11 protein-coding genes are annotated in these 15,509 nt (G+C 69.1%); 4 read left to right on the plus strand and 7 right to left on the minus strand.

The annotated features are described in order from the left end of the window. Window positions 1-18 precede the first annotated feature (18 nt). Window positions 19-945: an iron-sulfur binding domain-containing protein gene (locus EV652_RS16240; protein WP_132209961.1), complete on the plus strand. Its 927-nt coding sequence runs from the start codon at window positions 19-21 to the stop codon at window positions 943-945. 37 nt (window positions 946-982) lie between these two features. Here the strand turns inward: EV652_RS16240 and EV652_RS16245 are convergent, their stop codons facing one another. Both EV652_RS16245 and EV652_RS16250 read right to left on the minus strand, forming a co-directional pair. Next, window positions 983-1,933 (minus strand): DivIVA domain-containing protein, encoded by a 951-nt coding sequence (locus EV652_RS16245; protein ID WP_132209962.1) that lies wholly within the window; start codon window positions 1,931-1,933, stop codon window positions 983-985. 72 nt (window positions 1,934-2,005) lie between these two features. Continuing rightward, window positions 2,006-3,988, minus strand: coding sequence for a kinetoplast-associated-like protein (locus EV652_RS16250; RefSeq protein WP_132209963.1), 1,983 nt, complete (start codon window positions 3,986-3,988; stop codon window positions 2,006-2,008). 106 nt (window positions 3,989-4,094) lie between these two features. Here EV652_RS16250 and EV652_RS16255 point away from each other — a divergent pair, with 106 nt between their 5' ends. The 3 genes from EV652_RS16255 (at window position 4,095) to EV652_RS16265 (ending at window position 8,697) form a co-directional block, all read left to right on the plus strand. Beyond that, the gene (locus tag EV652_RS16255; RefSeq protein WP_132209964.1) at window positions 4,095-6,908 is read left to right on the plus strand and encodes a hypothetical protein; all 2,814 of its coding nucleotides are present in this window, start codon (window positions 4,095-4,097) and stop codon (window positions 6,906-6,908) included. Next, entirely contained in the window at window positions 6,905-7,420 is a 516-nt protein-coding gene (locus tag EV652_RS16260) for a hypothetical protein (RefSeq protein ID WP_132209965.1), read from the plus strand. The genes EV652_RS16255 and EV652_RS16260 overlap by 4 nt, the downstream gene beginning before the upstream one ends. A gap of 95 nt (window positions 7,421-7,515) precedes the next feature. Next, window positions 7,516-8,697 (plus strand): hypothetical protein, encoded by a 1,182-nt coding sequence (locus EV652_RS16265; protein WP_132209966.1) that lies wholly within the window; start codon window positions 7,516-7,518, stop codon window positions 8,695-8,697. On the opposite strand, the gene EV652_RS16270 is transcribed toward EV652_RS16265, so the two are convergent. The 5 genes from EV652_RS16270 to lysS all read right to left on the minus strand — a co-directional run bounded on the left by EV652_RS16270 (window position 8,698) and on the right by lysS (window position 15,502). After that, a complete protein-coding gene (locus tag EV652_RS16270) occupies window positions 8,698-9,804 on the minus strand; it encodes a CU044_5270 family protein (protein WP_132209967.1) in 1,107 nt (368 codons plus the stop codon). Beyond that, window positions 9,801-10,316 carry a SigE family RNA polymerase sigma factor gene (locus EV652_RS16275; protein WP_132209968.1) on the minus strand — a complete coding sequence of 172 codons (516 nt, stop codon included), beginning with the start codon at window positions 10,314-10,316 and terminating at the stop codon, window positions 9,801-9,803. Before EV652_RS16275 ends, EV652_RS16270 begins: the two co-directional genes overlap by 4 nt. Window positions 10,317-10,454: 138 nt before the next feature. Further along, window positions 10,455-12,992, minus strand: a complete 2,538-nt coding sequence (locus tag EV652_RS16280) for an ATP-dependent Clp protease ATP-binding subunit (RefSeq protein WP_132209969.1) — start codon at window positions 12,990-12,992, stop codon at window positions 10,455-10,457. Window positions 12,993-13,342: 350 nt separating this feature from the next. Further along, entirely contained in the window at window positions 13,343-13,672 is a 330-nt protein-coding gene (locus tag EV652_RS16285; RefSeq protein WP_132209970.1) for a histone-like nucleoid-structuring protein Lsr2, read from the minus strand. A 309-nt stretch (window positions 13,673-13,981) separates the two neighbouring features. Next, window positions 13,982-15,502 (minus strand): lysine--tRNA ligase, encoded by a 1,521-nt coding sequence (gene lysS / locus EV652_RS16290; protein WP_132209971.1) that lies wholly within the window; start codon window positions 15,500-15,502, stop codon window positions 13,982-13,984. Window positions 15,503-15,509: the final 7 nt, after the last annotated feature.

A 15,509-nucleotide genomic window follows, 5' to 3' on the forward strand; every position in this document is an offset into this window, starting at 1 on the left:
GTCAGGATTGTCCTCACCATGTCAGGCTCGCCGCTTCCACCCGCATCCGCCCAGGTCACAGCAGGGTCCACGCCTGCACAGGCCCTGCACGAGCCCGTGCTGCACTGGTACGACGCCAACGCGCGAGTGCTGCCGTGGCGTGAACCAGGAGCCGGCGCCTGGGCAGTGATGGTGAGTGAGTTCATGCTGCAGCAGACACCGGTCAATCGGGTGCTGCCGGCGTACCAGGTCTGGCTGGAGCGGTGGCCTAAGCCGGTGGACCTGGCTGCAGAGCCGCCAGGAGAGGCTGTCCGGGCCTGGGACCGGCTCGGGTACCCCAGACGTGCTCTGAGGCTGCACGCGGCGGCTCAGGCGATCGTGGAGCGTCACGGCGGCGAAGTGCCGGACGACCACAACGCTCTACTCGCTCTGCCCGGGGTGGGGACGTACACGGCGGCTGCGATCGCGTCCTTCGCGTTCGGCCAGCGGCACGTGGTCGTGGACACCAATGTGCGCCGGGTGCTCGCGAGAGCCCTCACCGGCGTCGCACAGCCGACAATCTCCCCCACTGCGGCCGACCAGCGGCTCGCGGTGACCGCACTGCCTGCTGACGAGCCGACAGCGGCCCGCTGGGCGGTGGCATCGATGGAGCTCGGTGCACTGGTCTGCACCGCGCGTACGCCGAGGTGCGGCGACTGCCCGATCCGCAGCAGGTGTGCGTGGGTCCTCGCCGGCAGTCCGCCGTACGACGGTCCGCCGCGCCGGGGGCAGACATACGAAGGGACCGACCGCCAGGTCCGCGGTCGTCTACTGGCCGTGCTCCGCGCCACGACAGGCGCCGTACCCAAGAAGACCCTGGATGCCTGCTGGCACGACAAGGCGCAGCGAGAACGCGCCCTGGACGGACTGGTAGCCGACGGCCTGGTCGAACCTCTCCCGCGCGCCCGCTACCGCCTACCAAGCTGAGCGGCCGGTCCGGGATTCCGGACCGGCCTCAGCGCCTTCAGTTCTTCTTGCTACCGGTGGTGGCGTCTGCGTCGTCGTCGGTCAGCAGGTCGAGCGGCATCGCCGGGCTGCCGGACAGCGTCGCCAGCATCTGGCGGACGTTGGTCAGCTGCGCGTTGATGCTGTCGCGGCGTTGCGTCGCGGCGGCGAGCTCGCGCTCGGACTCGGCCCGGATCCGCTCCGCCTTGTCCTTCGCGGCGGCGACGATCTCCTGAGCCTGCCGGTTCGCGTCGGCCAGCTGCTGCTGGGCCAGCCGCTCCGCCTCGGAGCGGGAGCGGTCGGCCTCGCGCTGCACCTGGGCGGCGCGGTCGGTGACGGCGGCCAGCTGCTGCTCGGCCAGCGCGGTCCGGGCGGCGAACTCCTGCTCGACCTTGCCCCGGCGCTCGGCCAGGGTGGTCTCGAAGGCGGCCGCGGCCTGGGCGGACTTGGCCCGCTCCTGCTCGTACAGCGCCTGCGCCTCGCTGCGGCGCGCGGTGGCGTCGCGCTCGGCCTCGTCACGCATGTCGTCGGCCTGGGTGCGCGCCTCCTCCAGGATGCGGGCGGCCTCGGCGTCGACCTCGCTCTTCCAGTCCAGGGAGTACTGCTCGGCCTCCTTGCGGACCTTCTTCGCGTGCGCCTCGGCGTCGGCGACGATCGCCTCGGCGTCGGTGCGGGCACGGGTGACCAGGTCACGGGCCTCGTCGTCGGCCAGCGACAGGATCTTGGCCACCCGCTCACCGAACTCGGTGAAGGTCGGGGTGCGGTCCTTGTTCTCCTCCTGCGCAGAGATGACGGCCGACTCAGCGGCGTCCGTCCGGCTCTGCAGCTCCTGCACGTGCCGCTGCAGCTGCTCGGACTGCTGCTGCAGCGCGGTCAGCGAAGTGGTCAGCTCACGGATGTGCTGGTCCACCTGGGCAGGCTCGTAGCCACGCAGAACGGTGCGGAACGGGGTTGGGCTTTCACTGCTCATGTCTTCTGATGCTCACTTCGGTGGGTGGGTGGATCACACATTGTCACTGACAAGGATCTGACTGTCACGTCCTCATCCTGATTCCCCCGTGGAACCCTCGCTGGAGGACATTCCACCACCTGGACGGAATCCCGGTACAGCGAGTGCCTCGATCACACCCGAAAGCTGGGTGAGCTCCTTGGTGATCTCATCACGGCGCTGGTTCAGCGCCGCGACCCTCGCCTCGGCGTCGGCGAGAAGTTTTCGGGCCTGGGCACGCAGGTCGTCGGCGTGCTCGCGGGCCTGCGCCTCGATCTGCTGAGCCTCGGCGCGGGATTTGCGGATCAGCTCGTGCGACTGCCGCTGGGCGTCGGCGAGGTGGTTGGCGGCGCGCTCGCGCAGCACCTGGGTGCTGGCCTCCGCCTCGGCCTCGCGGCGGTTCGCCCGCTCGACGATCTCCTGGGCGTCCGCCGCGGCGGATCCCCGCAGCCGGTCGGCCCGGGACTGCGCCTGGGCGGTGACCTTCTCCGCCTCCTGCTTAGCTGCGGCCAAGGTGGCCTCGGCCTGCTGTGTGGAGGTCGACAGCGTGGTCTCGGCCAGGGCGGTCAGCTCGGCGTTCTCCCGGGCGATCGCGTCCTTGGTCTGCTTGAGCCGGCTGGTCGTCCGGCCGACCACGCGGCGCAGGTGGGCCCGCTTCTGCCGCATCAGCTCGGTCGCGTCGGCGCCGGCCTGCGCCCGGATCGACTGTGCTTCGGACTCGGCCGCACCGATCAGGTCGTCGACCGTCTTCTTGCTCCAGATGGTCTGCTTCTCGGCCTCCGCGAGCGCCGCCTCGGCCGCCTTGTTCGCCTCCTCGACGATCCGCTGCGCCTCGGCGGTCGCGGTCCGGCGGTCGGCCTCGATGCTGTCGACAACCAGCTTGGCCTGCGCCCGGGCGTCGGCCATCAGCCGCTCGTTACCGGCCTCGGCCTCGGCTTTGCGTTCGGCGATCTCGGCGACCGCTTCGGCCCGCAGCTTGTCGATCTCCAGCGAGATCGCGGCCAGCTTGGCCCGCTCGGTCTCCTCCAGCTCGGCGGTCCGGCGCTCCAGCTCGGCCCGGTTCTCGCCGCGCAGCCGCTCGATCTCGGCATGAGCCGCGGCGATCTGGGCGCGGGACTTCTCCCGGGCCGCTTCGGCCTCGCGCTCCACCGCGGCCCGCAGGTCGGCGGCCTCGGTCTCGGCCCGGGCGATCAGCTCGGCCTCGTTGCGGACCGCGGCCTGCGACACCAGCGCGGCCTGCTCGCCGGCGTCCTTGACCAACTGCTGCGCCTCGCGCCCGGCCCGGTCGACCGTCTGCTGCGCGGACTGCCGAGCCAGCCCGGCGTCCTCGAACAGCTCGTCGGCCTCTTCCTTCAGCCGGGCCGCCTCGGCCTCGGCCGCCGCGATCCGCCGGTCGGCCGCGGCCTGCGACTCCGCCCGCAACCGGTCGGCGGCGATCTGAGTCTCGTACCGCAGCTGCTCCGCCGCGGCCTCCGACTCGGTCCGGCGCCTGGCTACTTCGTCGGCGACGGCGGCCCGGAGCTGCTCGGCCGCGGATTCCGAGTCGGCCTTCAGCCGCTCGGCGATCGCGGTCGCCTCGGCCCGGACCCGCTCGGCCTCCGCGGTCGATTCCAGCTGCAGCTTCTGCGCTGCGGCCGCGGCATCGCGTCGTACCCGGTCGGCCTCGGCGGTGGACTCGGCCCTGAGTCGCTCGGCCGTCGTCTCGGCCTCGGTGCGTACCCGGTCGGCCTCGTTCTCGGATTCGGTCCGGAGTTGTTCGGCGGCGCGCTCGGCATCGTCGAGCAGTCGTTGCGCGGCGGCCGTCGCGTCGGCCCGCATCTTCCGCGCCTCGGCCTCGGCCTCGGTCTTCAGCCGGTCGCTCTCGGCGCGGACCCGCTCCGCCTCGTCGCGGGCCAGATCGTTCTCGTACTCCGCCTGTTCCCGCAGGGTGTCGGCGATCCGCTGGGCCCGCTCGAGCACACCACCCGCTTGCCGCACGCCAAAGGAACCGGTGTCAGCGACCGGTTCCTGGGTCAGGGGCAGACGCGGTGCGTCCATGCGACGAGATGATTCCATCCCCGGCCCCCTTTCCGACAGTCCGGGTCCCATCAGCGTGGTCACAGCGTTACAACGCGGAACATGGGTGGCAGGTAACTTCTTTTTCATGCCGCTGCGCGATCTTCCCACCGAATCGAAGGCCGCGGCGGCCCTTCTCCGTACCGATCTGATTACCCACCGCAGGACCATACGACGTTCCGGACGGCATGGTGCCGTCCTCGCGTGTCTCGCTGCTGGTACGGCGTTCGCGGTGCTCGTCCCGGGCCCGGCGGGCACAGGCTGTTACCTCTGGCGGGCGACCACCCAACCGGTCAGTGGCCGTGGTGCGGCCCTCGCGTTGCCGGTCGTGATCGTGCTGCTGGTGCTCGTGGATCGCTTGTCTGCCGACGGATTCCGGCTTCGCCGACAGGTCCGGTCCGTCGGTACGGCGGCGATCGGAGTGGTCACCGTAGCGGCGTGGACCGGATATGCCGCGCAGGGCCGACCGAGCTGTGCGACTTCACCGGCTGTGATCGGGACGATCGTCCTCGGAACCCTCGCAACAACCGTCGCCGCGCACTGGGCGACCCGTTCGACAGCCCCGTGGACCGTGCCTGACGACGAGTCCGGGGCGGTGTCCGTTGAGCCCCTCAACCAGTCCGAATTGCGGGCAGTCTTTGTCCAACTCGTGACTCAGGTCGACGCGTGGACGCCTTTTCGCTTCCGGCTGTTCCCGTTCATGTCGGGCATCCTCGCCGTACTGCTGGTGCTCTCAACCGTCCTGCCGTGGCGCGAGCTCCTTGATCCGGTCGCACTCGGACCGACTGCCTCCGAAGCCGGTCTAGCCCGGTCTCAGCTGTGGGAGATCCCGTCTGCTCGGCTCTGGGCCGTCATCGTTTGCGGGTTGGCAGTGGCGACGCTCGTCTCGTCCGGCCTGGTACGACGAGCAGCCGCCGTCGCCACCGGGTCGGTGGTGGTAGCCGGGCTGGCGTCTCAGCTGTTGTGGCTGCCGGCCGGGTTGGCCTCGGGTGTTGGCTATCGCCCGGCGATCGGGGCCTGGACTGCACTCGGTCTCGGGTTGCTCTTGTGCGCGGCAGGTCTAGCGCGTCGGCTGGTTGTCGCTGGAGCCGCAGTGGTGGGCGTGCTGCTTGGTGTGCTGGTTCCGTCGGCTGTTGGGGCGCCGTACCAGCCGTCTGTCGTTGCTGGGGTTCCACACCGGCTGCTGGATCTGCAGGGTGGGCAGCTGGTCGATCGCCTCGGCATGCGAGTCGCCATCGGTACGTCGGACCCGCTGGACTCGCTGGCCGGGCCACTCGACGGGTCGCCTGGGCAGTGGCTGCTTGGCCGGACCGGCTCAGAGAGCTCGACAGTGTTCGCGTACAACGACGGTGTCGCGCTACCGCAGGTCACGCTGAACCATGGCGCCACTCCGCCCGCACTGTGGGGTGTCACCGACAACCACATGGTCCTGCTGGCCGGTGGAGCACTCGGACAGCCGTGGGCGATCCTCTCGGTACCACTCGATCTGGTGAGTGCCGACATCAGTCTGACCCACAAGAACCAGGACGGGTCCTACTACGTGACGCCGGGCGTGGACATCCTCGCGACCGGTATCGGCCCCGCACTCAGCCACCGCAACGCGGACCGGTCGATCGTCGTCTGGGGTGCGACGACGACCTGGCAGATCCCAGCAAACCAACTGCGCGAGGGAATGCGCCTCACCGACTTCGTCATCGACCCCGGGCCGGGTGCCCCGGGCAACGCGGTCTCCAGCGGTCCGGACGGTACGACGGCCTGGCGGACGAGCGAGACGGGGTTGGCCATGCTCCGGCCGGGCGGAGTGCCGCAACAGCTGACCGGAGTGGCGCCGGCTGGTTGTGTACTGAGCAGTGATGCCGCCAGCTCGTCCATGACGGTCGACGCCTTCGCAGTGGATGTGCGAGGCAATCTGTGGCTGGGCGGTGGTGCTCCAACCTCCGTCATCACGCCGGACGGCGTACTGCGGAAGCTGCCCGGTGGCGCCGAGGGTGTCGACAGCATCGAGGCCCGGCCGGACGGATCCGTGCTGCTGGGGACTTCACCGGGTGGCGGGGATCAGGTTCTGCAGATACCGGATGCAGCGAGCGCTGCCGCGTCGTACCCGGCTGCTCCTGCGCCGGAGCCGCGGTGCGATCGACGGAAGCCTGTCGACGGTACGACGACGTTCCGGGCCACTGTGGTGTCATCCGTGCCGGTGGTCGGTGCTGCTGGGGTGAGTACACAGCTGGCCCTGGACGCGGCTGGGCGGTTGGTGCGGGTACGGGTTCCAGTGGCGGCTCGCGCCTTCGGTCCGGACGGCCAGGGCGGCGTGTGGTGGACGGTGGTCGGTCATCGTTCGACGGAGAGCGCCGTACATCTGGTGCGCGGCCAGGCGACGGTGGTGCGGGACCTGCAGCCGGTTCCGGCGAACCAGAAGGGTGAGTTCGCGGCGGCCGCTGAGGATCGGCTGGTGACTGCGGTCGGTCCGGATCTCTACAACTTCTACGGGCCTGACGGGGGAGTGCGACGCGTGCAGGTCAAGGGCGAGCTGCGGCCGGGTGGGCTCGTGCAGCTCGCGTCCGGGCAGGTGGCGATGGTCCTGGGTGAGCAGCTCGTCCTCGTTGCCGGCGACGGCCGGACGACGGTCTTGCTCGGTGGATCGACTTCAGGCTGGCCGATCTCGGCTACCGGCGTACCGGCATCGCAACGGACCGCTGACGGCAGCTGGTTCGCCGGCCCCGACGGCAAGCTCTGGGGGTACGACGGAAGCCACCTGGTGCGCGTGGATGCGCCAGGCCGGGTCGCCGTGATCGCAGGACCTCGGCAGGGTGTGCCACAGGCCGCCGAACAGGTGACCGTGATCGGACAGGCGCTCTACTTCCAGCTGGGCAACGACCTCATCCGCTTGGAGGCTGCCGGATGACCGACCTCCCGGACGAGGAGCTGCCTCGCCGACTGGACGCCGCCGAAGCCGAGCTGGCCCGCTCCGAGCACCGCTGGTTCGCTCGGGCAACCCTCCTTGCCGCCGTGGCCACAAGCTTCACGCTCCTGCTGCCCTGGACCTACACCAGGCGCTTCGGCCTGTCGGTCTGGCAACTAGGCCTGGAAACCCAACCCGCACTCGCCTTCACCTGCCTGGCCGGCGTGATCACCTCAGCACTCGGCTTGGCACTGCGGCCCGGCACCCGCGCACAAGCAGCGGCAGGTGTCACCGCCATCATCTCGATCGTCTGCCTCGCCACCGCCTGGCAAGCCACCACCGGCGACACCCTCACCGACACCTGGCCCGGCCCAGGCCCGGCCTTCACCATCGCCACCTCGATTCTCTGGCTCCTCACCGCCACGGCCCAACTAGTTGCCCAGCACAACAACCAGGTCGACCCCGACCCGGCGGACGTCTCCCGGGCGGTCGACCAACTGCGTCGTACCCGCTGAGTTCACTCCCGGGAGGGAGGTGGAACACTCTCGCGGCTGAGGTGGGCGGGCGCGCTCCGACTGGACAGTGAAGGCACTGACGGCTGGAGGAAGCGATGAGCATTGTTGGGGTCCGGGAGCGAACCGGGACCACGCTGCCGGTTCTGGTGGCGGCGTTGTCCTTGGTCTACGCGATTGCGGGGCTGGCCTGGTTGCTGGGGGCCGGTGGTTACGCGTTCGGGCCGGTGCCGCCGGATGGGGAGCGGCTGTCGTTGCTGGCTCAGGTGCCGAAGGAGGTCGGCGCCGGGCTGATCGCAGTACTGGGGATTCTGGGGGTGCCGGCGGCGATCGGGCATACGCGGACGGAGTGGAGTGCGTCGGCGTACCGGCCGCTGCTGGTGTTCACGGCGTTGCAGGTGGTGGTGTTCGGGTTGCTGGCGCCGAGTGTCACGGTGGTGATCCTGGCCGGGTATCTGCTCGTCCTGGTCGGTCTGCCGGCCGGGATCGTCTGGTTGGTCGTCGGCGCGTGGCGGCAGCCGGCGACGCGGGTGTTGCTGCTCGCTGTGGCGGTGGTCGTGGTCGCAGTGGAGCTGACCACCGGGCTGTTCGACTGGGCTGCGTTCCGCGACGTGGCAGGGGGCATCGCCGGCGTACCCGCGAAGGTCGGGACCACACCGCTGTTCGTGTCCGGGGCGTTCCTGCTGGGTTGTGGGTGGGCGCTGCTCGGCGTCCGCGGGCTGCGGAGTGCTCGTGGGCGGTGTCTCCGGTGTGGACGGCCGGGCGCGAGCTGGACGCGGCCGGAGTCGGCCCGGCGGTGGGGGTTCTGGGCGACGATCGTGGCGGTGCTCTGCCCGATGCCGTACGCCTTGCTGCGGATGACGTGGTTGCTGCCGAACCCGATCGGTTTCGACGCCGACGAGCTGAATGCCGAGCCGGGGATCAAGCTGTTCGGTCTGGGGCTCGGGTTGATCGCGCTGGCGTCGGGCATCGTCACACTCGGGCTGATCCGGCCGTGGGGTGAGGTGTGGCCGCGCTGGATCCCGTTCGTCGCCGGACGGCCGGTGCCGATCAAGGCGGCGGTCATCCCAGGCGCGGTCGCCGCCACCCTGCTCCTGGTCAGCAGCGCCTCGCTGATCGGCCTGCTCTGGTCCCCCGACGCCGCGACAGCTGAGAACATCCTGTTCCTGCTGATCCTCCCGTTCCCCCTCTGGGGAGCCTCCGTCGGACTGGCCACGGCGGCGTACTACTACCGCCGCCGCGGCCAATGCACCGCCTGCCGGGAACCTCAGCTCACCTGATCACTTGACGGTCGCCGACGGCGCCTGCGGGGTGTCGTCGGTCCACCCCGAGAGCAGGACCGTGCTGTCGCCGTTCTTCCCGCCGGTGTGGCTGCTGCTCAGCAGCCTGCCCGTCTTCGGGTCGATGATCAGCTGCAGCTTCAGTTGGTACGCCGGGAAGGAGAACCCGACCGCGGTTCCGGTCCGGCCGGCGAGGTCGACGATGTTGTGCTTGACCGTGGCACCCGGCAGACCGGCCAGCAGCCGGTACGCGGCCGCACGGACCTTGGGCAGGGCGGGGGTGTCGCTGAGCAGGCCGGACGAGATCTGGGCCAGGGCCGAGACCTGGGAGGCGTCGGGAGCTGTCCCCGACGCGACCTTGAGGAGTCGGGCGCGCAACTCTTCCGGCGTGGAGGGCAGAGCCAGGACGTCCTCCAGCGTGCCGTTCAGGCCCAGGGCGGTGTACCTGTCCGCGCCGTCTCGCACCTCGAAGAAGGTGGCCTTGCCCGGCTTGGACGAGAGGATCCGGTCCTCCCCTTCCCGGGTGTCGGCCGGTCCGGTGTTCCAGCTCGACGGCGAGCCCGCACGGCGCCAGGCGGCTTCGTCGGCAGGGGTGGCAGGGGACGCCCCCAGCGAACGGACACCGAGCCAGCCGGTACCGCCCTTCAGCCCGGTCCAGGTCTCTGTCACCACCAGTTCGCGCAGTTTGTAGCCGCCCGGCCCGGCCGGCTGCGACCCGCAACACACGATCTTGCCGGGCATGACGGTCCACTCCTTGCTCTGGACCTTCCTGACCCGGAAGTACGTCCCGGTTGTCGCCTCGGCCTTCTCCTCGTGGGTCGCGGCGACCAGCAGCACCTGCCCTGCCGACATCTCGGCCACCGGCCCGGCTGCCGACCCGGGCGCCGGAGGCGCCGAGGCGGCGGAGTCCGGGTCGGGCGACAGCACCAGCGGTACCGCGAGGGCGCCGATCGCGACCGCCGCGGCGACAGCCGTCAGGCCGACACCGGTGAACCGGCGACGCCGCGCGGCCTGGCGGGCACGGTCGAGGTCGGCCGCGACCTCGGCATCCGTGACGACGGGCGCACTCCCGGCGGCCTCGTCGAGAAGGTTCTTCAGATCAGTCATCGCACATGCTCCACTGAGTCAAGGGGTTCGACGATGAGGTCGCGCAGCTTGTCCAGACCGCGGGCTGTCTGGCTCTTCACCGTGCCGGAGCTGCTGCCCATCAGTTCGGCGGCAGCGGCGACGTCCAGGTCGCAGAAGTACCGCAGGACGACGGCGGCCCGTTGACGCTTGGGCAACCGCTCCAGCGCGGCCAGGACGGTCAACCGGTCCTCGGGTCCGGCCGCGGCCGACGGCCTGGGCTCGGACACGTCGTCGGTCAGCGTCTCGCGATGACGCCAGAACCGGCGCTTCTCGTCGAGAAACACGTTCATCAGGATCTTGTCGGCGTACCAGGTGGCCCCGGTTGCGGGGCTGATCGCACCCCATTTCAGGTAGAGCCTGGTCAGGGCGGTTTGCACCAGGTCCTCGGCCCAGTGCGCGTCGCCGCTGGTGAGCAGCCGCGCGATGCGCACCATCCGCCCGCGGTGCGCACTCACATAGTCGGTGAACTCCTGATCGCGGTGGTTCGCCACACGTCCTCCGGTCGGTTGGGCGCTTCCTCACCGTTGATTACTGGGTGGGGCGAGCATCCGGTTGCATTCCGCGGCCAACCGGAACGGCAAAGGGCCCCGCGGATGGGAATCCGCGGGGCCCTGCTGCCTGCTACCGGCTCAGGTGTCCTGGAGGCCGGACGAACCGCCGGCGATCTCGGTCAGCTCCAGCTCAGGCGAGGTGGACTTCGGAGTGCCCTTGAAGACGAAGTACTCCGGCAGGCCGTCCTCGCTGACCGTGCCCTCGGGAGCCACGTCGACCAGGACGATCTGGCCGGGACGCAGTTCCCCGAACAGGATCTTCTCGGCCAGCACGTCCTCCACGTCGCGCTGCAGTGCGCGACGCAGCGGGCGGGCGCCCAGGACCGGGTCGAAGCCACGCTCGGCGACCAAAGCCTTCGCCGCCGGGGTGAGCTCGATGCCCATGTCCTTGTCCTTCAGCCGCTCCTCCACCTGCGCGACCATCAGGTCGACGATCTTGACGATCTCTTCCTTGCCGTGCTGGTGGAACACCACGATCTCGTCGACCCGGTTCAGGAACTCCGGCCGGAAGTGCTGCTTGAGCTCCTCGGTGACCTTCGCCTTCATCTTCTCGTACGAGCCACCGACGTCGCTGGCCTGCGAGAAGCCCAGGGAGACCGCCTTGGCGATGTCCTTGGTCCCCAGGTTCGTGGTCATGATGATCACGGTGTTCTTGAAGTCGACCACGCGGCCCTGGGCGTCGGTCAGACGACCCTCGTCCAGGATCTGCAGCAGCGAGTTGAAGATGTCCGGGTGGGCCTTCTCGACCTCGTCGAACAGCACCACGCTGAACGGCTTGCGGCGCACCTTCTCGGTCAGCTGGCCACCCTCTTCGTAGCCGACGTAACCGGGAGGCGAACCGAACAGCCGGGACGCGGTGTGCTTCTCCGAGTACTCCGACATGTCGAGGCTGATCAGCGCGTTCTCGTCGCCGAACAGGAACTCGGTCAGCGCCTTCGACAGCTCGGTCTTACCGACACCGGACGGGCCGGCGAAGATGAACGAGCCGCTCGGGCGGCGCGGGTCCTTCAGGCCGGCGCGGGTACGCCGGATCGAGCGGGACAGCGCCCTGACCGCGTCGGTCTGGCCGATGTAGCGCTTGGCCAGCTCCTTCTCCATGTCGAGCAGCCGGGACGACTCCTCCTCGGTCAGCTTGAAGACGGGGATACCGGTCGCGGTGCTCAGCACCTCGGCGATCAGCTCCTCGTCCACCTCGGCGACGACGTCCATGTCGCCGGCCTTCCACTGCTTCTCCCGCTCGGCCTTCGCGTTGATCAGCTTCTTCTCGTCGTCGCGAAGGCTCGCGGCGCGCTCGAAGTCCTGCGCGTCGATCGCCGACTCCTTCTCCCGGCGCACGTTCGCGATCTTCTCGTCGAACTCGCGCAGGTCCGGCGGAGCCGTCATCCGGCGGATCCGCAGCCGGGCACCGGCCTCGTCGATCAGGTCGATCGCCTTGTCCGGCAGGAACCGGTCGGAGATGTAGCGGTCGGCCAGCTGCGCGGCCTGCACCAGGGCCGGGTCGGTGATGGTCACCCGGTGGTGTGCCTCGTACCGGTCCCGCAGACCCTTGAGGATCTCGATGGTGTGTGCGATCGACGGCTCGGCCACCTGGATCGGCTGGAACCGGCGCTCCAGCGCGGCGTCCTTCTCGACGTACTTGCGGTACTCGTCGAGGGTGGTCGCACCGATGGTCTGCAGCTCACCACGGGCCAGCATCGGCTTCAGGATGCTCGCGGCGTCGATCGCGCCCTCGGCCGCACCGGCCCCGACGAGGGTGTGGATCTCGTCGATGAACAGCACGATGTCCCCGCGGGTGCGGATCTCCTTGAGCACCTTCTTCAGGCGTTCCTCGAAGTCACCGCGGTAGCGCGAACCGGCCACCAGGGCACCCAGGTCGAGGGAGTAGATCTGCTTGTCCTTCAGTGTCTCCGGGACGTCACCGCGGACGATCTGCTGGGCCAGACCCTCCACGATCGCGGTCTTGCCGACACCCGGCTCACCGATCAGGACAGGGTTGTTCTTGGTCCGCCGGGACAGCACCTGCATGACCCGCTCGATCTCCATCTCGCGCCCGATCACCGGGTCGAGTTTCGATTCGCGGGCGGACTGGGTGTAGTTCCGGCCGAACTGGTCGAGCACCAGAGAGCTGCTGGGAGCACCTTCGGTAGCTCCGGAGCCGGCCGTGGCCGTCTCCTTGCCCTGGTATCCGCTCAGCAGCTGGATGACCTGCTGACGGACCTTGTTCAGGTCCGCGCCGAGCTTGACCAGGACCTGCGCGGCGACTCCCTCACCCTCGCGGATGAGGCCGAGCAGGATGTGCTCGGTGCCGATGTAGTTGTGGCCCAGTTGCAGGGCCTCGCGCAGGGAGAGCTCCAGCACCTTCTTGGCGCGTGGGGTGAACGGGATGTGCCCGCTCGGTGCCTGCTGCCCCTGGCCGATGATCTCTTCGACCTGGGAGCGGACGGCCTCGAGCGAGATACCCAGGCTCTCGAGAGCCTTGGCGGCGACACCCTCACCCTCGTGGATCAGGCCGAGCAGGATGTGCTCGGTCCCGATGTAGTTGTGGCTGAGCATCCTGGCCTCTTCTTGAGCCAGGACGACTACCCGACGGGCGCGGTCCGTAAATCGTTCAAACATCGCCAAAGCGCTCCTTGCCTCAGAGGAGTCGGACGTGCCGTGTTGGCCGACCCCCGTACATGCATGCTAGTCCCCGGTGCCGACAGGCTCGCTCTCGGCGAACAAATGCTCACCGCTCAGCCGGCTGCCCAGGAGGCATCACAAGGGAACAACCCCACGGATCTCCAGGGTGTTCCCGCTCGGGACCGATCGGACAGCCTGTTCGCCACCAGCGAATTCCTCGGGCTGCCTGCCGAGTCAGTCACCCACGGCCAGACAGCAGGCACTCAACTGTCCACACTGTGAAACAACCGGAATGCGGACGGTCCCGGCACCTTGCGGCACCGGGACCGGCAGTCCTTCGGAAAAGTTTACTTGGCTTCGTTGTACGCCGCGCGCACCTCGGCGGAGATCCGGCCCCGCTCGCTCACGTCGTACCCGTTCTCCTTGGCCCAGGCCCGGATGTCGGCGGAGTCCGACGCCGACCGGCCACGGCCCCGCGCCCGGCCCGCGCCACCGCGGCGACCGGACACCCGGCGCCCCGCGCCGACATAGCCGGCCAGCGCGTCGCGCAGTTTGGCGGCGTTCTTCTTGGACAGGTCGATCTCGTACGTCGTGCCGTCCAGACCAAAGGTCACGGTCTCGTCGGCCTTACCGCCGTCAAGATCGTCCTCGAGAACTACCTGCACCCTTTGCGCCATCGATGACAGTCCTTTCCGCGCCCGTCACCGGGCCGCAATCCCCCTGCCGTTTGTTTGCACCTGATTTGTACCGCACAAACCGGGTTCGTGTCATTCACATCCCACAATGAACGGGAAAGATGTGACTAAACGCTCCGGCCGGTGCGGTACCGATCGACGCTGTGCAGTGGCCGTGACCTTGAGTATTCAGACGGTCCGAAACCGGCTGGACCAGAATGACCGCGCCGATCCCGGAGAATAAAGGGGACCCCGCCATTTGCAGTGACCGTCCGTTGTGCTATGCAACGATCCTGCGACCGATTCGCGGAATCACTCGGGCCGCAGCAACGGGAACAGAATCGTCTCCCGGATACCGGCCCCGGTGAACAACATCACCAGCCGGTCCAGGCCCATCCCCATACCACCCGCCGGGGGCATCCCGAACTCCATCGCCCGGAGGAAGTCCTCGTCCAGCTCCATCGCCTCCGGGTCGCCGGCGGCGGCCAGCATCGACTGTGCCACCAGGCGTTCCCGCTGGATCACCGGGTCGTTCAGCTCCGAGTAGGCCACCCCGAGCTCGACCCCGTTGATGATCAGGTCCCAGGCTTCGACCAGGCCCGGAATTTCCCGGTGCGGCTTCGACAACGGCCGTACCGACTCCGGATAGTCACGTACATAGGTGGGCTGGATGAGGGTGTGCTCGACCAGCTTCTCGTACAACTCCAGTGCGATCTCGCCGGCATTCCAGCCGGGCTGCAGGTCGACATCGTGCTGCTCGGCCAGCTTGGTCAGCGTGGCCGCGTCGGTGCTCTGGTCGACCGGCGTACCGACGGCTTCGGAGACGAGTTCGAAAAGGGTCGCATGCCGGAACGGCTGGTCCAGATCGATCGTCGAACCGTCGCGCGCGGTGACGACGGTGCGACCGACCGCCCGGGCCGCGTTCCGGATCAGCTGCTCGGTGAGTTCGGCCATCGAGTCGTAATCGCCGTACGCCTGATAGGCCTCGATCATCGAGAATTCCGCCGCGTGGGTCGAGTCGAGTCCCTCGTTGCGGAACGTCCGGCCGATCTCGTAGACCCGGTCGACGCCGCCGATCATGGCCCGCTTCAGATCGAGCTCGAGCGCGATCCGCAGCTTCATCTCCTGGTCGAACGCGTTCAGGTGGGTCGAGAACGGCCGTGCGGCGGCGCCGCCGTTGGTCAGCTGCAGCACCGGCGTCTCGACCTCGATGTAACCGTCGGTGTCGAAGGTCTGCCGCAGCGACTTCAGTACGGCGGCCTTGGTCCGGACCATTTCCCGTGCCTCGGCGCGGACGATCAGGTCGACGTACCGGAGCCGGACCCGGGCCTCCTCGTTCAGCGGCTTGTGCTCGTTCGGGAGCGGGCGCAGCGTCTTGGCGGCCATCTGCCAGCTCGTCGCCTGCACGGACAGCTCACCGCGGCGGCTGGTGATCACCTCGCCCTGGACGGCCAGCAGGTCGCCGATGTCCACCAGCGCCTTGAACCGGGCCAGCTCCTCCTCACCGAGGTCCGCCAGCGACAGCATCACCTGCAGCTCGGTCCCGTCGCCCTCACGGAGCCGGACGAAGCACAGCTTGCCGGTGTTGCGCAGGAAGATCACCCGGCCGGCCACCGAGACCTGCTCGCCGGTCCGCGTGTCGGGCTCCAGCTCCTGCCCGTCGTACTTGGCCCGCAGGTCCTTCAGCAGGTGCGTCCGGGGCACCGAGATCGGGTACGGCTGCACTCCCTCCGCCAGCAGGCGGTCACGCTTCTCCCGGCGGACCCGCATCTGCTCGGGCAGGTCGTCCTGCCCGTTGTCGGGGTTCGCCGGGTTCACGTGTGCGTCAGTCATGGCTCAA

It is taken from the genome of Kribbella steppae, from assembly GCF_004342025.1.
In the GTDB taxonomy this organism is placed as follows: Bacteria; Actinomycetota; Actinomycetes; order Propionibacteriales; family Kribbellaceae; genus Kribbella; species Kribbella steppae.